23 protein-coding genes and 1 riboswitch are annotated in these 24,746 nt (G+C 74.6%); of the genes, 11 read left to right on the forward strand and 12 right to left on the reverse strand.

The window, feature by feature from the left end:
- Positions 1–111 precede the first annotated feature (111 nt).
- Positions 112–241: riboswitch (cobalamin riboswitch) on the forward strand.
- Positions 242–272: 31 nt separating this feature from the next.
- From AMK19_RS22625 to AMK19_RS22645, 5 genes are all read left to right on the forward strand, one after another.
- The gene (locus tag AMK19_RS22625; RefSeq protein ID WP_073814731.1) at positions 273–1,217 is read left to right on the forward strand and encodes a cobalamin biosynthesis protein; all 945 of its coding nucleotides are present in this window, start codon (positions 273–275) and stop codon (positions 1,215–1,217) included.
- A gap of 82 nt (positions 1,218–1,299) precedes the next feature.
- On the forward strand, positions 1,300–2,847 hold the full coding sequence (locus AMK19_RS22630; protein WP_073814732.1) for a cobyric acid synthase: 1,548 nt from the start codon (positions 1,300–1,302) through the stop codon (positions 2,845–2,847).
- Between the two features lie 44 nt (positions 2,848–2,891).
- Positions 2,892–4,898, forward strand: a complete 2,007-nt coding sequence (locus AMK19_RS22635) for a putative cobaltochelatase (protein ID WP_241844539.1) — start codon at positions 2,892–2,894, stop codon at positions 4,896–4,898.
- Positions 4,899–4,904: 6 nt separating this feature from the next.
- Positions 4,905–5,501: a cob(I)yrinic acid a,c-diamide adenosyltransferase gene (cobO, locus tag AMK19_RS22640; protein ID WP_073814734.1), complete on the forward strand. Its 597-nt coding sequence runs from the start codon at positions 4,905–4,907 to the stop codon at positions 5,499–5,501.
- A gap of 4 nt (positions 5,502–5,505) precedes the next feature.
- The gene (locus tag AMK19_RS22645) at positions 5,506–6,882 is read left to right on the forward strand and encodes a cobyrinate a,c-diamide synthase (RefSeq protein ID WP_073814736.1); all 1,377 of its coding nucleotides are present in this window, start codon (positions 5,506–5,508) and stop codon (positions 6,880–6,882) included.
- A gap of 82 nt (positions 6,883–6,964) precedes the next feature.
- Here AMK19_RS22645 and AMK19_RS22650 read toward each other — a convergent pair whose 3' ends face one another.
- Complete coding sequence (locus AMK19_RS22650; protein ID WP_073814737.1) at positions 6,965–8,464, reverse strand: DUF4190 domain-containing protein; 1,500 nt, start codon at positions 8,462–8,464, stop codon at positions 6,965–6,967.
- A gap of 149 nt (positions 8,465–8,613) precedes the next feature.
- Here AMK19_RS22650 and AMK19_RS22655 point away from each other — a divergent pair, with 149 nt between their 5' ends.
- The 3 genes from AMK19_RS22655 to AMK19_RS22665 all read left to right on the forward strand — a co-directional run bounded on the left by AMK19_RS22655 (position 8,614) and on the right by AMK19_RS22665 (position 11,369).
- Positions 8,614–9,255 carry a GntR family transcriptional regulator gene (locus AMK19_RS22655; RefSeq protein ID WP_073814739.1) on the forward strand — a complete coding sequence of 214 codons (642 nt, stop codon included), beginning with the start codon at positions 8,614–8,616 and terminating at the stop codon, positions 9,253–9,255.
- A 4-nt stretch (positions 9,256–9,259) separates the two neighbouring features.
- Positions 9,260–9,736: an OsmC family protein gene (locus tag AMK19_RS22660; RefSeq protein ID WP_073814740.1), complete on the forward strand. Its 477-nt coding sequence runs from the start codon at positions 9,260–9,262 to the stop codon at positions 9,734–9,736.
- A gap of 130 nt (positions 9,737–9,866) precedes the next feature.
- Positions 9,867–11,369, forward strand: coding sequence for an alpha/beta hydrolase (locus tag AMK19_RS22665; protein WP_083647275.1), 1,503 nt, complete (start codon positions 9,867–9,869; stop codon positions 11,367–11,369).
- Positions 11,370–11,509: 140 nt separating this feature from the next.
- Here the strand turns inward: AMK19_RS22665 and AMK19_RS22670 are convergent, their stop codons facing one another.
- Positions 11,510–13,114 (reverse strand): ABC transporter permease, encoded by a 1,605-nt coding sequence (locus tag AMK19_RS22670; RefSeq protein ID WP_073814743.1) that lies wholly within the window; start codon positions 13,112–13,114, stop codon positions 11,510–11,512.
- On the reverse strand, positions 13,111–14,019 hold the full coding sequence (locus AMK19_RS22675; RefSeq protein ID WP_073814745.1) for an ABC transporter ATP-binding protein: 909 nt from the start codon (positions 14,017–14,019) through the stop codon (positions 13,111–13,113). Before AMK19_RS22675 ends, AMK19_RS22670 begins: the two co-directional genes overlap by 4 nt.
- A 125-nt stretch (positions 14,020–14,144) precedes the next feature.
- Here AMK19_RS22675 and AMK19_RS22680 point away from each other — a divergent pair, with 125 nt between their 5' ends.
- Entirely contained in the window at positions 14,145–14,657 is a 513-nt protein-coding gene (locus AMK19_RS22680; RefSeq protein ID WP_073814747.1) for a MarR family transcriptional regulator, read from the forward strand.
- 75 nt (positions 14,658–14,732) lie between these two features.
- Here the strand turns inward: AMK19_RS22680 and AMK19_RS22685 are convergent, their stop codons facing one another.
- From AMK19_RS22685 to AMK19_RS22700, 4 genes are all read right to left on the reverse strand, one after another.
- A complete protein-coding gene (locus AMK19_RS22685; protein WP_073814749.1) occupies positions 14,733–15,350 on the reverse strand; it encodes a hypothetical protein in 618 nt (205 codons plus the stop codon).
- 108 nt (positions 15,351–15,458) lie between these two features.
- Positions 15,459–16,535, reverse strand: coding sequence for a TolB family protein (locus AMK19_RS22690; RefSeq protein ID WP_073814750.1), 1,077 nt, complete (start codon positions 16,533–16,535; stop codon positions 15,459–15,461).
- Between the two features lie 52 nt (positions 16,536–16,587).
- A complete protein-coding gene (locus AMK19_RS22695; RefSeq protein ID WP_073814752.1) occupies positions 16,588–17,898 on the reverse strand; it encodes an MFS transporter in 1,311 nt (436 codons plus the stop codon).
- A 6-nt stretch (positions 17,899–17,904) separates the two neighbouring features.
- Positions 17,905–18,795, reverse strand: coding sequence for an alkaline phosphatase family protein (locus AMK19_RS22700; protein ID WP_073814754.1), 891 nt, complete (start codon positions 18,793–18,795; stop codon positions 17,905–17,907).
- Positions 18,796–19,062: 267 nt separating this feature from the next.
- Between AMK19_RS22700 and AMK19_RS22705 the strand changes: the two genes are divergently transcribed.
- Together AMK19_RS22705 and cobC are read left to right on the forward strand one after the other, a co-directional pair.
- Positions 19,063–19,461: a cobalamin biosynthesis protein gene (locus AMK19_RS22705; RefSeq protein ID WP_073814755.1), complete on the forward strand. Its 399-nt coding sequence runs from the start codon at positions 19,063–19,065 to the stop codon at positions 19,459–19,461.
- On the forward strand, positions 19,458–20,498 hold the full coding sequence (cobC, locus tag AMK19_RS22710; RefSeq protein ID WP_073814757.1) for an Rv2231c family pyridoxal phosphate-dependent protein CobC: 1,041 nt from the start codon (positions 19,458–19,460) through the stop codon (positions 20,496–20,498). The genes AMK19_RS22705 and cobC overlap by 4 nt, the downstream gene beginning before the upstream one ends.
- 62 nt (positions 20,499–20,560) lie before the next feature.
- On the opposite strand, the gene AMK19_RS22715 is transcribed toward cobC, so the two are convergent.
- The 5 genes from AMK19_RS22715 to AMK19_RS22735 all read right to left on the reverse strand — a co-directional run bounded on the left by AMK19_RS22715 (position 20,561) and on the right by AMK19_RS22735 (position 24,725).
- The gene (locus tag AMK19_RS22715) at positions 20,561–21,337 is read right to left on the reverse strand and encodes an MOSC domain-containing protein (protein WP_073814758.1); all 777 of its coding nucleotides are present in this window, start codon (positions 21,335–21,337) and stop codon (positions 20,561–20,563) included.
- Positions 21,334–21,873: a hypothetical protein gene (locus AMK19_RS22720; protein ID WP_073814760.1), complete on the reverse strand. Its 540-nt coding sequence runs from the start codon at positions 21,871–21,873 to the stop codon at positions 21,334–21,336. The genes AMK19_RS22715 and AMK19_RS22720 overlap by 4 nt, the downstream gene beginning before the upstream one ends.
- Positions 21,874–21,953: 80 nt before the next feature.
- On the reverse strand, positions 21,954–22,487 hold the full coding sequence (locus tag AMK19_RS22725; RefSeq protein WP_073814761.1) for a hypothetical protein: 534 nt from the start codon (positions 22,485–22,487) through the stop codon (positions 21,954–21,956).
- A 68-nt stretch (positions 22,488–22,555) separates the two neighbouring features.
- A complete protein-coding gene (locus AMK19_RS22730) occupies positions 22,556–23,728 on the reverse strand; it encodes a M48 family metallopeptidase (protein WP_073814763.1) in 1,173 nt (390 codons plus the stop codon).
- A 46-nt stretch (positions 23,729–23,774) separates the two neighbouring features.
- Positions 23,775–24,725: a helix-turn-helix domain-containing protein gene (locus AMK19_RS22735; protein WP_073814764.1), complete on the reverse strand. Its 951-nt coding sequence runs from the start codon at positions 24,723–24,725 to the stop codon at positions 23,775–23,777.
- Positions 24,726–24,746 lie beyond the last annotated feature (21 nt).

Genomic DNA, 24,746 nt, shown 5'->3' on the forward strand with positions numbered 1-24,746 from the left:
GGGCCCGTCGGCCGGTGCCTGACCTCGGCCCCGGCGGCGGGCGGCCGGCTGTCGGGGTGTGACCAAACCCTCCGGGGCCTCGGTTGACTGGCCCGAAGCGGGCGTGGTGGGATCTTCGGGCCAAACGGAGGCAAGCAGAGGAAGCCGGTGCGAGTCCGGCGCGGTCCCGCCACTGTGACCGTTCACCCCGCGCGGGGGTGACCGGAAGTCAGGAGACTCCGGCCTTCGTTCCGTCGATCCAGGGCGCGGACCCTGAGTGAGGACACAACGCCATGCGGGCTGCCCCGTACCTGGTGGGCGCGGTCGCGGGGTATCTCGCGGACGCCCGGCTCGGAGACCCCCGGCGCGGACACCCCGTCGCCCTGTTCGGCACCGCCGCGGCCCGGCTGGAGGGCCGGCTGTGGCGCGACCACCGCGGGGCGGGCGCGCTGCACACCGCGCTCGCCGTCGGCGCCGTCGCGGGCGGAGCAGCGCTCGCCGCCGGGGCCGCCCGTCGCGCCCCGCTCGCCGAGGCCGCGTTGACGGCCGCCGCGACGTTCACCGTCCTCGGCGGGACGTCGCTCACCCGGGAGGCCCGGACGATCGAACGGTCGCTCGCCGCCGGTGACCTGACGGCCGCGCGGGAACGGCTGCCGCACCTGTGCGGGCGCGACCCGTCCGGGCTGGACGAGCAGCAGATCGCGCGGGCGGTGGTGGAGTCCGTCGCGGAGAACACCGCCGACGCGGTCGTCAACGCGCTGGTGTGGGGCGGGATCGCGGGCGTTCCGGGGCTGCTGGCGTTCCGGGCCGTGAACACCCTGGACGCGATGGTCGGCCACAAGTCCCCGCGCCACCGCCGTTTCGGCTGGGCCGCCGCCCGCCTCGACGACGTCGCCGGGTGGCCGGGGGCCCGGCTCACGGCGCTGCTCACCGTCGCCGCGTCCGACTCCCCCGCACGGACCTGGCGGGTCTGGCGGCGGGACGGCTCCGCCCACCCCAGCCCGAACGCCGGCCAGGCCGAGGCCGCGTTCGCCGGCGCCCTCGACGTCCGGTTGGGCGGCACCCTCCGCTACGGCGAGCGCGTCGAGCACCGACCGGTCCTGGGCGCGGGCCGCCCCCCGGTGGCCGTCCCGGACATCGAACGCGCCTGCCGTCTCTCCCGCCGCGTGGGCGTGCTCGCCCTCGCCGTCACCGCCGGCGCACGCTGCCTGGCCCTCGCCCGGGCCGGACGCAGGTGACCGCGCCGTCGCGTCCTCGCACCGCGCCGGTCGCCCGGCGTGTTCTCCCTTCCTTTCCTCTCTCCTCCGAAGGAGGCCGTCCGTGAGCGGTGCGTTGTTGGTGGCCGGGACGACCTCGGATGCCGGGAAGAGCGTGGTGACGGCCGGGATCTGTCGGTGGCTGTGGCGGCAGGGCGTGCGGGTGGCTCCGTTCAAGGCGCAGAACATGTCGCTGAACTCGTTCGTGACGGCCGACGGGGCGGAGATCGGGCGGGCGCAGGCGATGCAGGCGCAGGCGGCGGGGGTGGAGCCGGAGGCGGCGATGAATCCGGTGCTGTTGAAGCCGGGTGCGGGCGGCCGGAGCCAGGTGGTGCTGATGGGGCGGGCCGTGGCGGAGGTCGGGGCGCTGGACTACCGGGACCGGAAGCCGGTGCTGCTGGAGCGCTCGTTGGAGTGTCTGGCGGATCTGCGGTCGCGGTTCGACGTGGTGGTGTGCGAGGGCGCGGGCTCTCCGGCGGAGATCAACCTGCGGGACCGGGACATCGCGAACATGGGCCTGGCGTCGGCGGCCCGGCTGCCGGTCGTGGTGGTCGGGGACATCGACCGCGGCGGGGTGTTCGCGTCGATGTTCGGGACGCTCGCGCTGCTCTCGGCGGACGACCAGTCCCTCGTCGCGGGCTGGTTCGTGAACAAGTTCCGCGGTGACGCCCGGCTGCTCGCGCCCGGGTTGGAGATGCTGCGGGAGTTGACGGGGCGTCCGGTGCTGGGGACGTTCCCGATGCTGGAGGGGCTGTGGCTGGACGCGGAGGACTCGCTGGATCTGGCCTCGGTGGCGGCGCGTCCGGCGGCGGGCGGCCCGGTGGGCGCGGAGGTGCTGCGGGTCGCGGTGGTGCGGTTCCCCCGGTTGTCGAACTTCACGGACGTGGACGCGCTGGCGCAGGAACCGGGCGTGCTGGTGCGCTGGGCGACCCGTCCGGAGGAACTGGCGGACGCGGACCTGGTGGTGCTGCCGGGGACGCGCGCGACCGTCGCGGACCTCGACTGGCTGCGCGGCCGGGGCCTGGTGGAGCCGCTGCGCCGGCGTGTCGCCGCGGGGCTGCCGGTGCTCGGGGTGTGCGGCGGCTACCAGATGCTGGGCCGGGAGATCGTCGACGAGGTGGAGTCCGGGTCCGGCGCCGTGGACGGTCTGGGGCTGCTCCCGACCCGGGTGGTGTTCGGTGCGGAGAAGGTGCTGGCCCGTCCGACGGGCGTGGCGCTCGGTGAGCGGGTGGCGGGGTACGAGATCCACCACGGCGTGGTGACGGTGGAGGGCGGCGGGGCGTTCGTCACGGACGGGGCGGGCGACGCGCTGGACGGCTGCCGGGTCGGGCCGGTGTGGGGGACGACCTGGCACGGGGTGCTGGAGAACGACGCCTTCCGCCGGAGATTCCTGGCCGCGGTCGCCGACGCCGCGGGGCGGGCGTTCGTGCCGGCCCCGGACACCTCGTTCGCGGCGGCGCGCGAGCAACAACTGGACGCGCTGGGCGACTTGGTGGCGGAGCACGCCGACACGGACGCGCTGTGGAAGCTGATCGAGAACGGGGCGCCGGCGGGTCTGCCGTTCGTGCCTCCCGGGGCTCCGGCCCCGGTGGAGATGGAGGGTTCGAAGTGAGTGAACTGACCGATGTCCGTTACCCGTTCACGGCGATCGTCGGCATGGACGACCTGCGGCTGGGGCTGCTGCTGAACGCGGTGTCCCCGGCGGTGGGCGGCGTGCTGGTGCGCGGCGAGAAGGGCACCGCGAAGTCGACGATGGTGCGCGCCCTGGCGGGACTGCTGCCGTCGATCGCGACGGTGGCGGGCTGCCGTTTCGCCTGCGACCCGGCGTCGCCGGACCCGCAGTGCCCGGACGGGCCGCACTCCGACCGGGGCACGGCGGAGCGTCCGGCGTTCCTGGTGGAGCTGCCGGTGGGCGTCACCGAGGACCGGGTGGTCGGGTCACTGGACCTGGAGCGGGCGCTCGCCGAGGGCGTGAAGGCGTACGAGCCCGGGCTGTTGGCCAAGGCGCACCGCGGCGTGCTGTACATCGACGAGGTGAACCTGCTCCAGGACCACCTGGTGGACCTGCTGCTGGACGCGGCGGCGATGGGGCGTTCGTACGTGGAGCGCGAGGGCGTCTCGGTGCGGCACGCCGCGCGGTTCCTGCTGGTGGGGACGATGAACCCGGAGGAGGGCGAACTGCGGCCGCAGCTGCTGGACCGGTTCGGCCTGACGGTGGAGATCGCCGCCACCCGGGACGCGGACGAGCGCGCCGAGGTGGTGCGCCGCCGGCTCGCCTACGACGCCGATCCGGCCGCCTTCGCGACGAGTTGGGCCGGCGAGGAGCTCGCCCTCGCCGAACGGATCGGCGCCGCACGGGAGTTGCTGCCGACGGTCGAGCTGTCGGACCTCGCGCTCCGACAGATCACGGCGGTGTGCGCGGCGTTCGAGGTGGACGGCCTGCGGGCGGACATCGTGATGGCGCGCACGGCGGTGGCGCTGGCCGCGTGGGCGGAGCGCACCGACGTGCTGGAGGAGGACGTCCGGACGGCCGCCCGGTTGGCGCTGCCGCACCGGCGGCGGCGCAACCCGTTCGACGCGCCGGGCCTGGACCAGGAGCAGCTGGACCGGACCCTCGCGGAGCACCAGGAACCCCAGGAGCCGGAGGACAACGGCGAGGGCCCGGACGACGACGGCCCCGGCGGCGGCCCGGGCGGCGGTGGCTCGCCCGCACCGTCCGAGCCCGACGGGCCTGCCGCGTCGGACAGTTCGGCGGAGAGTTCGGCGGAGGGTTCGACGGAGACGCCCGCGCCGCCGCAGCAACGGCCCGGCCCGGGCCGGGAGTCGTCGCCGGTGGCGTCCGAACACCCTTACCGGACGCGGCTGTTCAAGGTGGACGGCACCGGCCGCGGTGCGCAGGGTCGGCGTTCGGCGGCCGAGACGGACGCCGGGCACACCGTGCGGGCGCGCCGGCCGCAGGGGCGGCTGGCGCGGCTGCACCTGAGCGCGACGCTGCGCGCGGCCGCGCCGCACCAGGTGGCGCGCGGGCGCGCGGGCCGGGCGCTGGTGCTGCGGCGGGACGATCTGCGCGAACAGGTGCGCCGGGGGCGGGAGTCGAACCTCGTGCTGTTCGTGGTGGACGCCTCGGGGTCGATGGCGGCCCGGCAGCGGATGACCGCCGTCAAGGGCGCGGTGCTGTCACTGCTGATGGACGCGTACCAGCGGCGCGACAAGATCGGCATGGTGACGTTCCGGGGCTCCGGCGCGGAGCTGGCGCTGCCGCCGACCTCCTCGGTGGAGGTGGGCGCGGCCCGGCTGGAGCAGCTGCCGACGGGCGGCCGGACGCCGCTGGAGGCGGGCCTGTTGCGGGCGCACGAGGTGCTGCGGGTGGAGCGGCTGCGCGACCCGGACCGGCGGGCGCTGCTGGTGGTGGTGACCGACGGCCGGGCGACGGGCGCGCGCGACGCGGTGGCGCGTTCGCACCGGGCGGCGGGACTGCTGGCCGGCCAGGGCGTGGCCGCGGTGGTGCTGGACTGCGAGTCGGGCCCCGTCCGGCTGGGCCTGGCACGGGAGTTGGCGGCGCACCTGAACGGCGACGCGGTGAGCCTGGACGAGTTGCGGGCCGAAGGGGTGGCCTCGCTGGTGCGCGAGACCCGGACGACGATGATGCGAAAGGCGGCGTGAGCGAACATGCCCAAGGGAGTTGCGGAGAACGTTCCGGACGACGGTCTGACGACCCGTCAACGGCGGACGCTGCCGATCACGGCGGTGCACACCGGCCCCGGCAAGGGGAAGTCGACGGCGGCGTTCGGGATGGCGTTGCGGGCGTGGAACCAGGGCTGGCCGATCGGGGTGTTCCAGTTCGTCAAGTCGGCGAAGTGGAAGGTCGGCGAGGAGAACGCGCTGCGGGTGCTCGGCGAGTCCGGGCAGGGCGGCACGGTGGCGTGGCACAAGATGGGTTCGGGCTGGTCCTGGGTGCAGCGCGACATCGAGTCCTCGGAGGAGGCGGCCCGGGAGGGCTGGGAGCAGGTCAAGCGCGACCTGGCGGCCGAGACGTACCGGTTCTACGTGCTGGACGAGTTCACCTACCCGCTGCACTGGGGGTGGATCGACGTGGCGGAGGTGGTCGAGGTGCTGCGGGAGCGGCCGGGCAGTCAGCACGTGGTGGTGACGGGCCGCAACGCGCCCGCCGAGCTGCTCGAACTGGCCGATCTGGTCACCGAGATGACCAAGCTGAAGCATCCGATGGACGCGGGCCGCAAGGGCCAGCGCGGTATTGAGTGGTAGATCGTTGAACGACAGCATTCCTCGGCTGGTGGTGGCCGCCCCGTCCTCCGGCTCGGGCAAGACCACGGTGGCGACCGGCCTGATCGCGGCACTGGCGGCGCGCGGGCTGAAGGTGTCCCCGCACAAGGTCGGCCCGGACTACATCGACCCCGGCTACCACGCGCTGGCCGCCGGGCGTCCGGGCCGCAACCTGGACGCCTGGATGAGCGGCCCGGACCGCATCGCGCCGCTGTTCGCGCACGGCGCGGCCGGGGCGGACGTCGCGGTGGTCGAGGGCGTGATGGGCCTGTACGACGGGGCGGCCGGGCAGGGCGAGTTGGCGTCGACGGCGCAGGTGGCGAAGCTGCTGCGGGCACCGGTGGTGCTGGTGGTGGACGCCTCCTCGCAGTCGCGGTCGGTGGCGGCGCTGGTGCACGGCTTCGCGTCCTGGGACCCGCAGGTGCGCCTCGCCGGGGTGATCCTCAACAAGGTCGCCTCGGACCGGCACGAGACGCTGCTGCGGGAGGCCCTGGAGGAGGGCTCCGGGGTGCCGGTGCTCGGCGCGGTGCGGCGGGCCCGGGCGGTGGACACGCCGTCCCGGCACCTGGGCCTGGTGCCGGCCGTGGAGCGTTCGGCGGAGGCCCTGCGGGCGGTCCACGAGATGGGCGAACTCGTCGCCGCCTCCGTCGACCTGGACGCCGTCCTGGCCCTGGCCCGCTCCGCGCCGCCGCTGAACGCGCAGCCGTGGGACGCGGCGGACGAGGTCGAGCGGTTCGCCGGGCCCCGGCCGAGGATCGCACTGGCGGGCGGGGCGGCGTTCTCCTTCTCGTACGCGGAGAACGCCGAACTGCTGGCCGCCGCCGGGGCCGAGGTGGTGCCGTTCGACCCGCTGCACGACGAGCAACTGCCGGAGCGGACGGCGGGGTTGGTGATAGGCGGCGGCTTCCCGGAGGTGTACGTCGCCGAGTTGAGCGCGAACGCGTCGCTGCGCACGGCGGTGGCCGAACTGGCCGCGACCGGCGCGCCGGTGATCGGCGAGTGCGCCGGACTGCTGTACCTGGGGCGGGAGTTGGACGGCCTGCCGATGTGCGGGGTGCTGGACGCGACGGCCCGGATGACGTCCCGGCTCACCCTCGGCTACCGGGAGGCGGTGGCGCTCGCGGACTCCCCGCTGGCGGCGGCCGGGTCCCGGGTGCGCGGGCACGAGTTCCACCGCACCGTCACCGACCCGGTGGCCGGGCCGTCCCCCGCCTGGGGCTGGCGCACGCCCGCCGGACCGCACACCGAGGGCCACCTGCACGGCTCGGTGCACGCCTCCTACCTGCACCTGCACTGGACGGGCGCCCCGGCGCTGCCGGCCCGGCTGGTCCGGCACGCCGCCGACTGGGCGGCCGGGCGCTGACTGGGCGGCCGCGCGCCGACGGCATTGGGCTTCTGACGGCGTCGGCCGCGCGGGCGGGGTGCTCGCGCGGCCGGGCGGTCGGTCAGACGGCCTTGCTGTTCGGGTGCTTGGCGGGTTCCTCCTGCTGGGTGGCCAGGCCCAGTGAGCGGCGCAGCGAGATGATCTCGTCGTCGCCCAAGTTGTCGTAGGCGGCGTCCAGTTCACGGCGGAGCGTGGCGTTGTCGGTGGACTTGGAGGCCGCCAGGTAGTGGTCCGCGGCGGTCTTGGACTTGCCGATCAGGCGGTCGACGGTCGCCTTGTCGACGCCGGCCAGGTGGGCGGAGGAGAGCATGCTCGCCTGCTTGCTCGCGGCGGCGTTCATCTCCTTCGCCCAGCTGCGGAACGCCTGCGGGTCGTCCTCGATCTCGACGTCCTCGTCCGGGCCCTTGGCCCAGACCTTGTCGAACTGGTTGGTGGCGTCGAGCAGGTCGCGCTGGTTGTTGGACAGGCTGCTGGGCATCTTCTGCAGCGAGCCGCTGCGCTCGGACTTGTCCTGGTTGCCCAGGAAGCAGACGACGCGGTGGGCGGAGGAGATCTTCCAGGCCGCCTTGTCCGGGTAGAAGAAGAAGGTGCTGACCTGCTCCGGGATCGACCAGGTGTCGGCCACGTAGCTGTCCACGGCGTCCAGGCAGGTGTCCTCGGCCTCCGCCCGCAGCGCGTCCTCGCCCGGGTAGTCGCCGCTCTGCAGCTTGGTGGGCTTGGTCGCGTAGGTCTCGCCGAAGTGCGTGGACGTGCAGTCGGTGGCCCGGACCATGCCCGGCGTGGTCTTGTTGAAGCACTGGCCGACGTTCAGCCGGAACGGCGAGTTCGCCGAGAGGCTGCCCGTGTTCGAGGTCTCCGACGTGTGCGAGGGAGTCCGGTCCGAGTCGTCCGAGAAGTCGTCGGCGCTGAAGAGGCCGCCGAGGACCGCGAGGACGAACAGCACCATGCCGAGGCTGCCGGCCACGATGCCGGTGACCGCCAGGCCCTTGCCGCGCTCGCCGGTCCGCTTGATCTGGCGCAGCGCGCCGACGCCCAGGCCGATGGCGATGAAGCCGAAGTAGCAGCAGATGATGCCGGTGATCAGCGAGGCGATGGCCAGGTTGTTGGTGTAGAGCGAGCGCTGCGGCACCGGGTACATCATCGGGCCGGTGGGCACGCCCGGCGGGTACTGGGCGGTCCCCCACGGCTGCTGAACGCCCGTCGGCGCCCACGGGTTGGCCCCGTCGGGCGCGGGCGGCAACGGCGCGCCGGGGGGCGGCACGGGGGCCCCGGGCGGCGGCGTGGACGGCATCGCCCACGGGTTCGCCGGCGGTGCGGGCGGTGCGGTGGGCGGCGCGGGCGGCGCGGCGGGCACCTCGGGCGCGACGAGCGCGGGCTCGGCGGGCGCGGGCTCGGCGGGCGCGGGCTCGGCGGGCGTCTCGGCAGGCACGGCGTCCTCCGCCGGCCGCTTGGTGAAGGAGACCGGGGCCGCAGGCGCGGTGGGTGTGGTGGGCGTGGTCGGGGAGTCGTCCCGGGCGGCGTCGGGGCCGGCCTCCCCGGTGCGTTCCTGGTCGAACGACATGGGTTTCCCCCTCGGGACGTGGAACTGTTCGACGGCTGCGCGAATATATCGGACCGGTCCGTCGGTCTCCCAACGCGTTCTCCGTCCGATCCCGGGCCGCACCCCGAAGCCCGTTGCATACAATGCATACAACGCTCTACGCTGCCGGTGTGCAGACCGGGAGCATCCACCACAGCCTGCGGGCCCTGATCCTCGACGGCCGCTACCCGCCGGGTGCGCGACTGGGCGAGGTGGAGGTCGCGGAGACCCTCGGGGTGAGCCGCACTCCGGTCCGGGAGGCATTCCGGGCGTTGACGGCGGACGGGCTGCTGGCCGCCGCCGGGCGCGGTGTCCGGGTGGTGGAGCTGTCCGCGGAGGAGCTGTCGCACGTCTACCGGGTGCGGGCCGCGCTGGAGGCGCTGACCGCCGAACTCGCGGCCGAGCGGCAGCGGGCGGGCCGGCTGGCCCCGGCCGAGCTGACGGATCTCGCGGCGCTCGCCGACCGCACCCACCGGGCCACCGTGGAGCGCGAGTTGACGGAGGCGGTACGGCTGAACCGGCAGTTCCACCGCCGAGTGGCGGAGCTCGCCGCCAACCCGGTCGCCCTGCACTCGCTGGAACGGCTGTGGGACCAGATCCAGGTCTCCACCCGCCGTTCCCTGCACGCGCCCGACCGCACCGCCCTGGTGGACGACCAGCACCGTGAGCTGCTGGCCGCCGTGACCGCCGGGGATCCGGCCGCTGCCGGGGCGGCCGCCCGGCGGCACGTCCTGGACACCTGCGCCGCTGCCCGGCCGCCCGAGAAGGAGTGACCTGATGGCCCTGTCCCACCACTACGCGGTCCGCGTCGACTGGACCGGCAACCTCGGTACCGGCACCGACACCTACCGCTCGTACTCCCGCGACCACGACATCGCCTCGGACGGGGTGCCGACGCTGCTCGGCAGCGCCGACAAGACCTTCCGCGGCGACCGTTCGCGGTGGAACCCGGAGCAGTTCCTGCTGGCCGCGCTCGCCCAGTGCCACATGCTGTCGTACCTGTCGCACTGTGCGCGCAGCGGCGTGGTGGTGCTGTCCTACGCGGACGCGGCGGAGGCCACCATGGAGACCTCGGGCGGCGGCGGCCGGTTCGTCTCGGCGATGCTCCGGCCCCGGGTGGAGATCGCCGACGAGTCGATGCGCGCGCAGGCCGAGGCCCTGCACGGCCCGGCCGGCCAGGACTGCTTCATCGCCTCCTCGGTGAACTTCCCGGTCCACCACGAGCCCGTGGTGACGGTCCGGTCCGTTTCCTGACGATTCGTCAACTCTCTTGGTGTAGCTGGCTACAGGGGACACCCTGGGGTTGGCTCCAGGAAAAAGACGGTGGCTGGGGGGATCGATTCGGGCGGCGCGACGGCGAAGACTCGTGGTCATGCGAATGGCCATGCGAATCACTCCACGGGGCGCCGCGCTCGCCGCCGCCACCACCGTCCTGCTCGGCCTGACGGCGCCGCTCGCCGCCGGCGCGCCCGCCCCTGCCCGCCCCGCCTGGGGCGCGTGCGCGGGCGGCACGCCGGACGGCCGGCAGCTGTGCGCGGAGGTGACCGTCCCGGTCGACTACCGACAACCCGACGGGCCGTCACTGACGCTCGCGATCTCCCGGATTCCCGCCGCCCGGCCCGACCAGCGGCGCGGGGTGCTGGTGCTGATCCCGGGCGGCCCGGGCGGCTCCGGCCTGAACGGGCCGAGCGGCGCCGTGAACCGACTGCCCCCGGAGGTCCGGGACCGCTACGACCTGATCGGCTTCGACCCGCGGGGGGTCGGCCGCTCCGGTCCGGTCTCCTGCGGGCTGGGCGACGCCGACCTCTCGCCCGGCCGGCTGCTGCCCTGGCCCGTGCCCGGCGACCACGGCGTCGACGCCAGTGCGGCCACCGGCCGGCGCATCGCCGACCTCTGCGCGGCCAACGGCGGTCCGGTGCTGCGCAGCAGCACCACGCGCAACGAAGCACGGGACATCGACCGGATCCGGCAGGCCCTCGGCGAGCGCCGGATCTCCGCCTGGGGCGTCTCCTACGGCACCTACGCGGGCGCGGCGTACGCCACGATGTTCCCCGACCGCACCGACCGGATCGTGCTGGACAGCAACGACAATCCGGATCCGGTGAACGCCGAGCGCAGCTGGCTGGCCGCGTTCGCCACCGGCGTGGAGGACCGCTTCCCGGATTTCGCGGCCTGGGCCTCCTCCCCCGCCGCCGGCGAACTGCGCGTCGCCGACACCCCCGAGCAGGTCCGCGCCGCCTACCTGGAGGCCGCCCGGCAACTGGACGCCGCCGCGCTGCCCTGGCCCGGCAACAACCCGGCGGTACTGGACGGCAACGGCCTGCGCGCCATGCTGCTGAACGGCCTCCAGGCCGACAACAGGTTCCCCACCCTGGCCACCCTGATCCTGTCCGCCCTGCGCCACACCCCGCTGCCCCCGCAGGTCCCCGGGCCGAACGATCCGACGCCGGCGCAGCTGCAGGCCACCGCGGCGATCTCGACCGCCACGCTGTGCAACGACGTGGCCTGGCCGCGCGGCGTCGACGCCTACGCCGCCGCGGTGGCCGCCGACCGGGTCGCGCACCCGCTCACCGCGGGCATGCCGGTGAACGTGACGGCCTGCGCGTTCTGGCACTGGCAGCCCGCCGAGCCGCCGGTGCGGGTCACCTCCGACGGGCCGTCGAACGTGCTGCTGGTACAGAACCTGCGCGATCCGGCCACGCCGTACGCGGGGGCGCTGAAGCTGCGCGCGGCGTTCGGCGACCGGGCCCGGATGGTCACCGTCGACTCCGGCGGCCACCGCGCCTACCTGGCCAACGGGAACGCCTGTGGCGACGCGCTGGTGTCGGAGTTCCTGGCCACCGGGCACCGCCCGGCCCGGGACGCGTTCTGCCCGAAGGCCGGGTGAGGCCGTTGCGCGATCCGATCCACCGGCCGCACCGCCCCGACCGGGAGCGGTGCGGCGGACCGCCAATCACCGGACCGCCAATCACCGGACCGCCAATCACCGGACCGCCAATCACCGGGCCGCTCGTCGCCGGGCCGGCGTCAGCCCAGGTCGCGGCGGTGCAGCCCGGCCAGGCCCGCCAGGGCGACGAGCGCGGCCAGCGCGGTGGACCACAGCAGCGGCGCGGCCGTGACGGCGTTGCCGGGCAGGTGCGGCAGGTGGGTGAACGGGGACAGGTCGAGCACCCACTGCGGCAGTTGCAGGATCGGGCCGAGCCAGGCGACCAGCACGAACACGCCGTAGCCGGCCCAGCCTGCCGCCGTCCAGCGCGGCAGCAGGCCGTACACGGCCAGGGCCACGGCGGCGGTCAGCCACACCGCGGGCAGCTGGACGAGCGTCGCGCCGAGCATCCGGCCGACGGCGTCGCCCGTCCCGCCGCCGAGCGCCGCGCTCTGCGCCAGGCCGGCGGTGGCGCCGACGACGGCCAGCAGCACGGCACTGCCGAGCAGCGGGAACAGCAGGTGTCCGCCGGCCCAGCGCAGCCGGGAGACGGCCCCGGCCAGCACGGGTTCGGCCCGGCCGGCGCTCTCCTCGGCGCGCAGCCGCAGCACGGACTGCACGGCGTACACGGCGGCGATCATCCCGAACACCCCGGCGATGGTGGACAGGTAGGCGTTCAGCACGCCCTGCTGTCCGCCGAGCCGGGCCATCAGGTCGGCCATCTGCCGGTTGTCGCCGACCAGGTCGACCACACCCTTGGCGACGCTGCCGAACACCGCGCCGCCCGCGGCGAAGGCCAGCGCCCAGCCGAGCAGGGCGCCGCGCTGCAGGCGGCGGGCCAGCGCGGCGGCGTTCGCCAGGCCGGGTGCGGCGGCGGCCGGGCCGGGGCGCTGCGGGAGCATGCCGGCGCCCAGATCGCGGTGCTCGACCAGGGCGCGGGCGAGCACGGTGAGCAGTGCGGCCCCGCCCAGCGGCAGCGCCAGCACCCACCAGCGGTCGTCGGCGAACGCCCGGACCTGCTCGCTCCAGCCGATCGGGGAGAGCCAGACCGCCCAGCCGGTGCCGCTGCCGGAGTCGCCGACGGCGCGCAGCACGAAGGCGATGCCGATCGCCGCCCCGGCCAGGCCGTTGGCGGCCCGGCCGGTCTCGGCGACCTGCGCGGTGACGGCGGCCAGCGCGGCGAAGAACAGCCCGGTGGCGCCGAGCGCGAGCCCGAACGCCAGCGCCCCGGCGGCCGACTGACCGGCCGCCAGCAGCACGATCGTCACCAGGGCGGCCAGCGCGGCGTCGGCGGTGAGGGCGGTGGCCAGCGCGGCGGTCAGCGGGGCGCGGCGGCCGACCGCGCCGGCGCCGATCAGTTCGAGCCGGCCGTCCTCCTCCTCCGCCCGGGTGTGCCGCACCACCAGCAGGGTGGACATCAGCGCGGCCAGCACCGCCCCGAACACGCCCATCCGCCACGCGGTCAGCCCGCCGATGGTGGAGCCGTCGAAGATCGGGCCGTACAGGGCGCGCAGCGAGCCGTTGCCGTCGATGCCGGCGGCGAAGGTCCGCCGGGAGGCCTCGTCGCCGTACAGCTTGCGGAAGGAGAAGGCGGTGGAGGCGACCATGCCGGTGCCGATGTAGACCCACACCGGCAGGGCGATGCGGTCGCGGCGCAGGGCGAGGCGGTACAGGGTGCCGGTGCCGGCCAGCGTGTAGCCGCTCATCGGGCGGCCGCCGTCGAGGGGGTGTCGGCCGGGTCGTTCTCGTAGTGGCGCAGGAAGAGCTCTTCCAGCGTCGGCGGCCGGCTGGTGAGGCTGCGCACGCCGACGGCGGTGAGTTCGGCGAGCAGGGTTCCGAGCTGTTCGGTGTCGACGTGGCAGCGCAGCCGGTTGCCGTCGACGGTCAGGTCGTGGGCGTAGGCGGGGTGCGGCGGCGGGCCGGTGAGGACGGCGTCCACCGAGGTGCGGGTGAGGTGGCGCAGCTCGTCGAGGGTGCCGGTCTCGACGGTGCGGCCGGCCCGGATGATCGACACCCGGTCGCAGAGCGCCTCCACCTCGGACAGGATGTGGCTGGACAGCAGCACCGTGGCGCCCCGTTCGCGGGCCTCGCCGACGCACTCGCGGAACACCTCCTCCATCAGCGGGTCCAGGCCGGAGGTGGGTTCGTCCAGGATCAGCAGGTCGCTGTCGCCGGCGAACGCCGCGACCAGGGCGACCTTCTGCCGGTTGCCCTTGGAGTAGGAGCGGCCCTTCTTGGTGGGGTCGAGTTCGAAGCGCTCCAGCAGCGCGGCCCGGCGGGCCGGGTCGAGTCCGCCGCGCAGCCGTCCGAGCAGGTCGATCGCCTCCCCACCGGAGAGGTTGCGCCACAGCGTCACGTCGCCCGGCACGTAGGCGATGCGGCGGTGCAGCGGGACGGCGTCGCGCCACGGGTCGCCGCCGAGCAGGGTGGCGGTGCCGGAGTCGGCGCGCAGCAGGCCGAGGAGAACGCGGATGGTGGTGGACTTGCCCGACCCGTTGGGGCCGAGGAACCCGTGAACCTCGCCCTGCTCGACCGTGAGGTCCAGTCCGTCCAGGGCGCGGGTGCGGCCGAAGGTCTTCACCAGGCCGGACACCGAGATGGCGGTCGTCATGAATTCGACGCTACTCTTGTTTCACAACTTCGTGAAGTCACCGAAAGTCCCGAATCTTCGCGTCGCCGGGGAGGGCGTGTGAAGGTGGGCGGACACCCGGTCGGGCGGATGTCGGGGAGGTTCCGGTGGTGCAGGTGAGTGAGGTGGGCGACGTGGGCGACGTGGGCGACGTGGACGCGCGGCGGAATCCGGCGGCGGTGTCGGAGTTCGTGGAGCGGTTCGCCGCGGTGCTGACGGACGCCGGGTTCCCGCGGATGCCGGCCCGGGTGTTCACCGCGCTGCTGACGTCCGACTCCGGGCGGCTGACCTCCGTCGAACTGGGCGAGCTGCTGCAGGTCTCCCCCGCCGCGGTCTCCGGCGCCGTCCGCTACCTGACCCAGGTCGGCCTGGTCACCCGGGAACGCGAGCCCGGCTCCCGCCGCGACCGCTACCGCGTCCACGACCACGTCTGGTACGAGGTCACCGCCAGCCGCGACCGCACCCTCTTCCGCTGGGAGTCCGGCCTCGCCGAGGGCATCGAGGCTCTCGGCCCGGACACCCCGGCCGGTCAACGCCTCGCCGAGTCCCTGGAGTTCTTCGCCTTCCTGCGGGTCGAACTCCAGCAGATGATGCAGCGCTGGCGCGAACGCCACGACTGACGGCGCGCCGTGGCCGTTGCAGCGACGAGGCCGGCCGGGGGTGTCCCGGCCGGCCTCGTCGCGCAGCAGGCAGTACTACTCCGCTCCGTCCGCGGCGGTCTCCCGGCTCCGCTCCAGAGGCGGGCCGAACCGGCCCCACAGTGGCATCGACAGGACCAGCACGGCCAGCACCGCGGCCAGCACCTCGGCGGTGAACGCCCGGCCGTCCGGGTCGGGGGTGCCTTCGATCGAAGCCACCCGCCCGGCCGGGTCGAAGGTGACGCCGACGCGGTCGCCGACGTGGCAGCCGTTCGAACGGAGCTCGCGGATGTCCCCGCCGTCGATGGCCCGCCGCAGCTCACAGTGCTCGGCGTTCATCCGGCCGCCCGGAGTGACGGCGACGACCTCGGCGACCGTGGGCTCGCCGTCCCGGGCCAGCACGCCGTGGTGCACCGCGGTGGCCCCGGTGTACCCGAGGATGACCACCAGCGCGAAGGCCGCCACCGCCCCGACGAGGCCGAGCATGGTGCGGTAGGCGAACCCCATCACCAGCATCAGGGCCATCGCCGACACTGCCCGCGACACATTCATGGCCGGCGCACCCCAGCCGAGCTGGTGGTCCGCCACCCAGAGCAGAGCGAAACTGCCGACCAACGTCGCCGGCACGAACCGCACCCAGAAACGGTGCGGGTGTTCCTTGGGCATGACGTTCATATCGATCCCCCCTTGATCATTCGGATCAAGAGGGACGCTACTCCTGCCCGCACACCGCTGTCAGCCGGGGTACCCGGGTGCGGCCACCGGTCGGTCCGGCCGCCGCCGTCAGCCCAGGTAGGCGGGGGCGACGGCGGAGCGGACCAGGACGGTCGGGGTGCCGGTGCCGTCGGCGGGGGTGGTCCACAGGTCGGAGCCGTAGTCGCCGGGCAGCGAGTACAGCAGGGTGTGGTCGTCGGACCAGAGTGCCTGGTCGTCGATGTTGCGCTGCTCGGCGGTGGCGGTCTCGGTCATGGTGGCGAGGTCGAGCACGTACAGCCGCCAGGGCGCGGCCGGGTCGGCGCCGGCCACCCGCTTCTTGTACGCGACGCGGGTGCCGTCCGGCGAGAGCGACGGGCACTCGACGTTCTGGTGCAGGGTGGTCAGGGTGCGGGCGGCGAGGTCGCCCTGCACCAGGTAGGTCTGGCCGCCGGTGGCGACCGTCGCGTAGAAGCGGTTGTCGTCGGCGGCGAAGGTGACGCCCCAGACGTTGACGTCGGACGCCTGCACGGGGTGGCCGTCCTTCAGCACCTGGAAGGTCTCCAGGTTGTCGTAGAACTGCCAGCTGCGGGTGTCGACGATCGCGGTGCGGGTGGAGAAGTCGGTGCCCGCGTAGGAGTCGCCGCTGACGAACACCGTCCAGCCGACCAGGTGCCCGGACGGGGAGACCCGGGAGCGGGTGGGGATGCCGGGCGCGGGGAAGCGCCTGACCTCGTGCAGCGAGGCGTCCAGCACGGACGCGTGGTAGGTGTCGTCCAGCGCGCCGTGCTCGGCCTGGAGGCAGATGCCGGTGCCGGCGGCGGCGTGGAAGCGCAGGCACTTCACCCCGGACGCGGTCCGCGGCCCGTCCGGGCGGTCGGCGGGCACGGCCGCGACCTCGTCCCGGTGCGGCCCCCAGGCGAGGTTGCGCAGCAGCAGCTGACGCCCCGCCGGTTGCAGCGTCACCGCACCCTCCCGCACCGGCGGGCCGCCCGCCTGCTCCTGGTTGCGCCGGTCCGCCCGCCCGGCGGCGTACCGGACCGCGAAGGTTCCGACCCCGGCCAGCAGCAGCACGGCGACCACCAGCACCAGCACCTTGCGCCGCACGTTCCCACCGGGAGGTTCGGGCGTCTCGGAGTCCGGCTCTGCGACGACGGGAGCAGTCATGTGAGGTGCCCTCCGGGCGGGGGTTCGTGAGCGGTCGCGGGATGGCGGCGCATCAGCCGGTCGTGGCGGTCGGGCGGAGCAGGCGGGTGGCGGCGAGGGCGGCGACGGCCAGGGCGACCGTCGTCGCGGCGAGGGCGGTGCGGGGGCCGCAGAGGGTCCAGGCGGCGCCGAACGCGAGGGAGCAGGTGAAGCGGGCGAGGGCCTGGCCGGTGCCGACGAGGGCCTGGCCGGCGCCCTGCTGCTCGTCGGGGACGGTCGCGGCGGTGGCGGCGGCGAGCACCCCGTCCGTCGCGGCGTAGAAGGTGCCGTGCAGCAGCAGGACCAGCACGGCGGCGCCCACGCCGTGCAGTGGGGAGAGGACGGTGCCGTACGCGCCGAGCAGCACGACGTGGCCGGCCAGGAAGAGGGTGCGGCGGCCGATCCGGTCGGCGAGCAGGCCGAGCGGGACGGCGAGGGTGAGGAAGACGGCGGCGGTGCCGAGCGGCAGCAGCGGGAACAGGTGGGCAGGCAGGGCGAGTTCGCGTTGCAGCAGCAGGTAGAGGAAGGAGTCGCTGACGGTGGTGAGGCCGAGCAGCACGGCGGCCAGGGTGAGTCGGCGCAGCGCGGGCCGTCGCAGCAGCGCGATCGCGTCCCGCAGCGTGGGCCGGGGGCCGGGCGGCACGGCGGCAGGAGCGACACGGCCCGGCGGCACGGCGGCGGGAGCGACGCGGCCGGGCACGAACAGCACCAGCAGCAGCACGCCGAGCACGGCCACGCACCCGGAGACGGTGAACACCGCGCCGTAGCCGGCCCGTTCGGCCCGGTCGTCGGTGATTCGCAGGACGGCGAAGGCGAGCAGCGGGCCGAGCAGCGCGCCGGTGGTGTCCATGGCGCGGTGGACGCCGAACGCGCGGCCGCGGTGTTCGGGTGCGGTGGCGAGCGAGATCATCGCGTCGCGCGGCGCGGTGCGCAGGCCCTTGCCGGTGCGGTCGATCGCGAGGACGCCGCCGATCAGCGGCACGGTGTGGACGAGCAGCAGCAGCGGCTTGCACAGCGCGGACAGGCCGTAGCCGATCCCGGCGACGAGTTTGTGGCCGCGTCCGCCGCGGTCGGCGAGGTGGCCGCCGAGCAGCCGGACCAGCGCGCCGACGCCGTTGTTGATGCCGTCGAGCAGGCCGAAGCCGAGCGGGGACAGGCCGAGCGCGGCGACCACGTACAGCGGCAGGACCGCGCTGACCATCTCGGAGGAGACGTCGGTGACCAGGCTGACGGCGCCGAGCGCGAGCACGGTGCCGGGGACGGCGGCGCGCCGCCCCGGGCGGGTGCCCGGGGTGGCGGCCGCGGCGCGGTCACTCTTGGTGGAGCGGGCGTCCGCGAGGTACATCCGGCGTCAGTTCCAGATGCCGGTGATGTCGGAGGCGCCGGCGGCGTTGCCCGCGTGGGTGCTCAGGCCGGCCAGGTCCTCCAGGGTGCGCAGCACGTTGTAGTGGTTGTAGGTGGTGGAGCTGCTGGAGCCGGGGATGACGTGCTGGCCGTAGACCAGGGTGGGGATGCGGTTGCCGGAGAGGCTGTTGTCCTCGTCGAAGGTGACCACCAGCAGGCTGTTGTGGGTCTGTGCCCAGGTGGCGTACGCGCCGAGGTTGTTCTTGATCCAGGTGTCGCCGGTGGAGACCGAACAGTCGTGCATGTCGCTGCACAGGTTCGGCACCACGAAGGAGACCTTCGGCAGGGTGGTGTAGTCGGTGGGGAACTGGGCGAAGGTGTACGCGGTGTTGGTCGGCACGTTGGCGAAGCCGAACCACGGGTTGTGCTTCTGCGCGTACTTGCCGCTGGAGCAGACCGTGGAGCCCTGGCTGGGCAGGGTCTCGTTGTACGAGCCCCAGGTCTGGCCGGCGGCGATCAGCTCGGACGCCAGGTTGGGGGCGGTCATCGATCCGACCTTGACGCAACTGTCGTCGGTGCGGCCCTGGTTGGAGCCGGAGAACAGCATGTAGTAGTTGGGCTCGGACGGGTGGGTCAGGCCGTAGGACTGGGCGAGGTCGGCGCCGCCGGCCTTCAGGGTGCCGTTCAGGTAGGGGGCGCTGGAGCTGCCGATCACCTGGCTGTAGGCGTGGTTCTCCATCACCACCACGATGACGTGGTCGGGCGAGGGGAGCGCGGCGGCCTGCGCGGTGGAGCCGGTGGCGGCCCACAGCCCGAGCGAGGCGGCGGCGAGGGCGACGGTGCTGCCGATCGCGGTGAGGCGGCGCTTGGTGCGGCGGGTGAGCGGTGCAGCGGTCATGGCGTGGTCCCTTCGGGGCAAGGAACGTACGAGGGCTGAACTGGTGGAGCGCCGGAAACCCTAGGCGCGGGCGGTGGCCGACGAGGCTTTTGACAGGTTAAGAACAAGCGAATGGTTGGCTGTGCAACTCACCCCTCCCGCCCGGGCCTTGTCGGAGCGGCGCGTCTCACACTTACCCGGATTGACCCTGATCGGACCGACATGGTGGGATCTTCGCGGCCCGGCGCGCACGACCGGCGCGGTGGACGAGGAACGGGAGGGCCGGGCATGACAGCCACCCCCCGTGTGGTGCTCGGGCTCGGGCTGCGCCGCGGCACCCCCGCCGCCGAGCTGCTCCGCACCGCCGACGCCGCGCTCGCCGCCTGCGGCCTCGACCGTTCCGCCGTCGCCCTGGTCGCCACCCTGGACAGCAAGCTCGCCGAGCCCGGACTCCGGCTCGCGGCACGGGAGTTGGACGTCCCGCTGGTCGGCCGGCCGGCCGCCGAACTGGCCGCCGTCCCGGTCGCCGGCTCGGCCCGGGTGGCCGCCGCGGTCGGCACCCCGAGCGTCGCGGAGGCCGCCGCGCTGGCCGCAGCCGGGCCCGGCGCCCGCCTGCTCGCGCCGCGCACCGCCTCGGCGACGGCCACCGCAGCTCTCGCCGCACCCCCACCGGAGGCCCCCAGGTGAACGCCGAACCCGATCTGCGCCATCACGGCGACGCCGAAGTCCGCTCCGCCGGTCTGGTCGACCTCGCGGTGAACGTCCGCACCGGCACCCCGCCGCCGTGGCTGCGCGACCGTCTCGCCGCCACCCTGGGCACCCTCGCCGCGTACCCGGACGGCACCGCGGCCCGCACCGCCGTCGCCGCCCGGCACGGGCGGCCGGTCGCCGAGGTGCTGCTGACCGCCGGCGCGGCCGAGGCGTTCGTACTGCTCGCCCGGGTGCTGCGCCCGCGCCACGCGGTGGTGGTGCACCCGCAGTTCACCGAGCCGGAGGCGGCGCTGCGGGACGCCGGGCACACCGTCCACCGGGTCCTCCTCACGCCGGAGCAGGGTTTCCGCCTGCCGCCGGGGGCCGTTCCCGAGGACGCCGACCTGGTGGTGGTCGGCAACCCCACCAACCCCACCTCCATCCTGCACCCGGCCGCCGCACTGGCCGAACTCGCCCGCCCCGGGCGGACCCTGGTGGTCGACGAGGCGTTCATGGACACCGACCCGGGCGAGACCGAGTCCCTCGCCGGGGCCCGCGACCTGCCCGGCCGGGTGGTGGTGCTGCGCAGCCTCACCAAGACCTGGGGCCTGGCCGGCCTGCGGATCGGCTACCTGCTGGCCCCCGCCGGGCTGGTCGCGGAACTCGCCGCCGCCCAGCCGCTGTGGCCGGTCTCCACGCCCGCGCTGGCCGCCGCCGAACTCTGCTCCGCGCCCGCCGCCCTGGCCGAGGCGGACGCCGCCGCCCGCGCCACCGCGCTCGACCGCGAACACCTGCTCAAGGGCCTTGCCGCGCTCCCCGCCGTCCGGGTGTACGGCGACCCCGCCGCGTCCTTCGTGCTGATCCGGCTCCCCGGCGCCACCGCCGTCCGCGACCGCCTGCGCGCCGCCGGGTTCGCCGTCCGCCGCGGCGACACCTTCCCCGGTCTCGGCCCCGACTGGCTGCGGCTGGCCGTCCGCGACCGCGACACCACCGACCGCTTCCTCGACGCGCTGGCCGCGGCCGTCCCGGGCTGAGTCGGCTCAGTCCAGCTCGACCCGGTGGCCGGCCTCAGTCCAGCTCGACCCGGTGGCCGGACTCAGTCCAGCTCGACCCGGTGGCCGGCCTCCACCACGCCCGGCGTGACCACCTGCGCGTAGACGCCGAGGCAGGGCATCGGGCCCAGGCCGGGCAGCGGCTCTGTCCGGTTCAGCCGGGCCGGGCGGCGCAGCGCCTCCGGGTCGGCGGGCAGCGACCCGTGGGCGAGCGTGGGGACGGCGCAGCGCGGGCTGGCAGCGATCACGCGCAGCCGCAGGTCGGGGCCGACGGTGAGCTCGCGGCCGACCCAGTCGTTCTCGACGAACGGCTCGGCGTCGACGTCGATCACCAGGTTGGGCCGGTAGCGGACCACCGGGGTGCCGGCCAGGCTGGCGGTGGTGACCAGGTGCAGCGGCGCGAAGTCGAAGAAGCTGCCGGGTGCGGCGGCCTTGCCGAACTCCTGTACGGTGTAGTCGACTTCGGCCTCGATGCCGTCCGCCAGCACCTTCTCGGGCACCGAGCGCAGCAGCGTCGAACCGGGTGGCCGTTCACTGATCAGCCGGACGGGGCGGCCCAGCAGCGCGCCGAGGTCGCCGTCCTTCAGCTCGGCGCCGTCGGGGCCGGTGATCCGCACCCCGCCGTCCACGCTCTCGGCCTGGAGCGTGAGCAACTTCCGCCACAGGCGCGGCTGTTTGGCGCTGGCGATCCGCCCGGTCGTCACGTCGAGCAGGGCGTGGCGCCGGTCGCCCTCGACGCCGTGCTCGTCGATCCGGGCCCGGGCGATCTCCTCGCCGAGCATCGACTTCACGGGGTGGCGGTACAGCGCGGCGACCTTCATCGTCCGATCTCCTCTGCCCAGTCGGCGAGTTGTGCGAAGTCCTCGGCCCGCAGCCCGTACCGGTGGTCCACGGTCAGGGTGAGCGCCGGTGCCGGGTGGTGGGCGGCGATCCACTCGGTGTCCTGCGGTTCGATCTCGTCGTCCACCCAGGCGAACGGCCGCCCCGCGGCCCACGCCACCAGCTGCCTGGTCTTCCAGTGCAGTCCGTCCGGATCGGCGTGATGCATCGATTCCCAGTCCACGTACGGCAGTTGAGGCAGGCCGAGGAGGCCGGCCAGGTGTTCGTTCGCCTCGGCGCGCCAGGTGGTCGCCCACACCGGGTCGTACGGCAGGGCCAGCAGGGACGGACCGTGCTCGGGGTGCAGCCACACCCGCAGCGGCTTCGGGTTGCGGATGCCCGCCTCCCGCTGGCGCTGCCGCCAGGCCTGCGACTCGACCCGGTACGTCAGGTAGCCCTCGGGCCTCCGGTACGGGCTGCCGACGTAGGGCGCGATCGGCCCGTCGACGTCCAGCATCAGCAACGGCCGGTCCGGCATGAACTCCCCCTCGGATGGTGCGGTCCCGAATTCTCTCCTGCCGCCACCCGGCCCGGCCAGCGATTATGGCGCGGCGGCCCTCAACGGGCGATCTCCTGCGCCCAGTCGGCGAGTTGCGCGAAGTGCGCCGGTCGCAGCCCGTACCGGGGGTCGACCTTCAGGGTGAGCGCCGGGCCCGGGTGGTGGGCGGCGATCCACTCGGTGTCCTGCGGTCCGATCTCGTCGTCCACCCAGGCGAACGGCTGTTGGTCGGCCCAGCACACCAGCTGCCGGGTCTTCCAGTGCAGCCCGTCCGGGTCCTTGTGGAACATCGACTCCCAGTTCACGTACGGGAGTCGGGGAAGTCCGAGAAGCGGCGCCAGGTGCTCGTCCACCTCCGCGCACCAGGCGGTCGCCCACACCAGGTCGTACGGCAGGGCCAGCAGGGACGGCCCGTGGGTGCGGTTCAGCCGGACCCGCAGCGGCTTCGGGTCCGTCACGCCCTTGTCGAGCTGGCGCTGCCGCCAGGTCTGCGACGGCACCCGGTGCGTCCGGTAGCCCCGGGGGCGGAAGAAGCCGCCGTACGGGGCGATCGGGCCGTCGACATCCAGCATCAGCAGCGGACGGTCTGCCATGGGCTCCCCCTCGGTCGGTCGGTGCCGGATTCTCTCCCACGCCCGGCCCGCCCGGCCACCGTTTCGGCTCAGGACGCCTGTTCGGCCTGCCAGGCGCGGGCGGCGGCGATGCGGCGGGTGGCGCTGGGGTGGGTGGCGAGGAGGAGTTCGAGGGCGCGGGGCGGTGCGGGGTCGGAGATGTTGGCGACCGCGAGGCGGCGCTGCATGGCGATGAACTGCTCAGTGTCGCCGGTCAGTTCGAGGGCGTGGCGGTCGGCGCGGGTTTCGATGCGGCGGCTGACGGCGCACTGGACGGGGGTGCTGGCCGCGCCGAGCAGGGCGGCCAGGGCGGCGAGCAGCGGGAGCGAACGCGGGTCCTGCGGGTGGGCGGCGCCGGCGGCGTCCAGCAGTGGCTGCCAGGCGAGCAGGGCGGCGAGGACCGGGACCACGACGGCCGCGCCGAGCGCGCCGAGCACGGTGCCGGTGGCGACGTCGCGGTGCTTGACGTGGCCGAGTTCGTGGGCGGCGACGAGTTCGACCTCGCGCGGGTCGGCGGTCTCCAGCAGGGTGTCGTGGACCACGATCCGGCGGGTCGGGCCGAAGCCGGAGACGTACGCGTTCAGCGCGGTGGTGCGGCGGGACGCGTCGGCGACCAGCACGTCGCGCACCGCGATGCCGTCGCGGCGGGCCAACTCCAGCAGGGCGGTGCGCAGTTCGCCGTCCGGCAGCGGGGAGAAGCGGTTGAACAGCGGCTCGATCACCAGCGGGTGCAGGAACGACAGCGCCACCGTCAGCAGCGCCGCCGCGAGCGCGCCCGCCACCCACCAGTGCTCCGGCGAGCGGCCGATCAGCGTGTACAGGCCGAGCGCGAGCGGCAGGAACAGCGCGAGGGTGACGGCCGTGCCGCGCAGGACGTCCACCGCCCAGCCGGCCCAGCCCTGGGTGACCAGCCCGAACCGGGCGCGGGCGACCCGGACCCGGGCCGAGAACGGCAGCGTCACCGCCCGTCCGAGCAGCACCAGCGCCGCGCTCCCGCCCAGCACCTCGGCCGCCCAACTGCCGCCGAACCAGCTGCCGACCGCCGTCACCAGCCCCGCCCCGGCCGCCGTGAACCCGAGCGCCGCCGCCAACCCCAGCGACGCGGCCTGCCCCCCGAGCGCCCACGGCACCTGCGCCCGCCGCAACGCCCGCCCGCGCGCCACCTCCTGCGACGTGAAGTCACCGGACGCGACGGGGGACGGCGGGGGCGGAGTGTCGGTCATGCCCCCAGCGTAGTGACCGTCCCCGCCACCTCACCCCGTTCGCGCCTCAGGACCCCGTCGGCCGTCGCGCGACCTCGCGCAGGGCCGCCCCGAACCAGTCGAACACCGGCGTCAGCGAGGGCGGCTCCGGCCAGTCGTTGACGCGGGACAGCAGGTGCCAGTAGCGCTCGACCCGGGGGTCGGCCGCGACGTCGAGACGGGCGAGCAGCCAGGTGCGCAGGGCGGCGTCGTCCGGGCGGTCGAAGACCTGGGCGTAGCGTGCGGTCAGGTCGGCCACGACGGCCGCGGCCTGCGGCGCGTCGGGGGCGAGGCCGGCGGCGAGGGCTCCGGTGACGGCCTCGCGGACGTGTTCGGTGAGTTCGTGGTGCAGCCCGGTGGTGTCGCCGGCGGCGCGTTCCGCGGCCTGGTAGGCGGCCATCCGTCGCAGCGAGGCCCGGAAGGCGGCGTCCTGGGTGAGTTCGGCGAGTTCGACCCAGGCCGCGACCTGCGCCGGGGTGGGTTCCTCCGGCAGTTCCGGCACCGCCGTGCGGAGCATCGCCACCAGCTCGGGGTTGGCGTCCGCCGTGCCGAAGGTGTCCTCGACGAACTCCTCGATCATCCGGCGCCGTTCCTGCGAGGACAGCCTCGCCAGTCGGTGCATCAACGCGATCTCCTCCGTTTCGCTTCCCTGTTCGGCGACCGTGCGGAGCACCGCCCGGCGCAGCCGCAGCGTGCGGATCTGTGCGTCGAGGGCGTCCGCGTGCGCGCGGGCCACCTCGGCGACTGTGCTCTCCCGTTCCAGCACCTGCCGGATCGTCGCCAGCCCTATCCCCAACTCCCGCAGGGTGCGGACCAGTTCGAGCCGCGCCACGGCCTGTGTCCGGTACCGCCGGTACCCGGCGGGGGTGCGGTCGGTGGACGGCACCAGGCCGGTGTCCGACCAGTAGCGGACGGTCTTCACCGTCAGTCCGGTCCGTCGCGCCAACTCGCCTATCGTCACCAGCTCTTCGCCGTCCATGGCCCCACTGTGCGGTCTCCC

The organism is Kitasatospora sp. CB01950 (genome assembly GCF_001905465.1).
Taxonomy (GTDB): domain Bacteria; phylum Actinomycetota; class Actinomycetes; order Streptomycetales; family Streptomycetaceae; genus Kitasatospora.

Bases quoted from the DNA above. Each gene is read 5' to 3' on its own strand.
- AMK19_RS22735 (WP_073814764.1), bottom strand. From the start codon at position 24,725: ATGGACGGCGAAGAGCTGGTGACGATAGGCGAGTTGGCGCGACGGACC.
- AMK19_RS22715 (WP_073814758.1), bottom strand. From the start codon at position 21,337: ATGAAGGTCGCCGCGCTGTACCGCCACCCCGTGAAGTCGATGCTCGGC.
- cobO (WP_073814734.1), top strand. From the start codon at position 4,905: ATGCCCAAGGGAGTTGCGGAGAACGTTCCGGACGACGGTCTGACGACC.
- AMK19_RS22720 (WP_073814760.1), bottom strand. From the start codon at position 21,873: ATGCCGGACCGGCCGTTGCTGATGCTGGACGTCGACGGGCCGATCGCG.
- AMK19_RS22670 (WP_073814743.1), bottom strand. From the start codon at position 13,114: ATGAGCGGCTACACGCTGGCCGGCACCGGCACCCTGTACCGCCTCGCC.
- AMK19_RS22690 (WP_073814750.1), bottom strand. From the start codon at position 16,535: ATGACTGCTCCCGTCGTCGCAGAGCCGGACTCCGAGACGCCCGAACCT.
- AMK19_RS22660 (WP_073814740.1), top strand. From the start codon at position 9,260: ATGGCCCTGTCCCACCACTACGCGGTCCGCGTCGACTGGACCGGCAAC.
- AMK19_RS22685 (WP_073814749.1), bottom strand. From the start codon at position 15,350: ATGAACGTCATGCCCAAGGAACACCCGCACCGTTTCTGGGTGCGGTTC.
- AMK19_RS22650 (WP_073814737.1), bottom strand. From the start codon at position 8,464: ATGTCGTTCGACCAGGAACGCACCGGGGAGGCCGGCCCCGACGCCGCC.
- AMK19_RS22695 (WP_073814752.1), bottom strand. From the start codon at position 17,898: ATGTACCTCGCGGACGCCCGCTCCACCAAGAGTGACCGCGCCGCGGCC.
- AMK19_RS22730 (WP_073814763.1), bottom strand. From the start codon at position 23,728: ATGACCGACACTCCGCCCCCGCCGTCCCCCGTCGCGTCCGGTGACTTC.
- AMK19_RS22635 (WP_241844539.1), top strand. From the start codon at position 2,892: ATGGACGACCTGCGGCTGGGGCTGCTGCTGAACGCGGTGTCCCCGGCG.
- AMK19_RS22665 (WP_083647275.1), top strand. From the start codon at position 9,867: ATGCGAATCACTCCACGGGGCGCCGCGCTCGCCGCCGCCACCACCGTC.
- AMK19_RS22625 (WP_073814731.1), top strand. From the start codon at position 273: ATGCGGGCTGCCCCGTACCTGGTGGGCGCGGTCGCGGGGTATCTCGCG.
- AMK19_RS22675 (WP_073814745.1), bottom strand. From the start codon at position 14,019: ATGACGACCGCCATCTCGGTGTCCGGCCTGGTGAAGACCTTCGGCCGC.
- AMK19_RS22725 (WP_073814761.1), bottom strand. From the start codon at position 22,487: ATGGCAGACCGTCCGCTGCTGATGCTGGATGTCGACGGCCCGATCGCC.
- AMK19_RS22705 (WP_073814755.1), top strand. From the start codon at position 19,063: ATGACAGCCACCCCCCGTGTGGTGCTCGGGCTCGGGCTGCGCCGCGGC.
- AMK19_RS22700 (WP_073814754.1), bottom strand. From the start codon at position 18,795: ATGACCGCTGCACCGCTCACCCGCCGCACCAAGCGCCGCCTCACCGCG.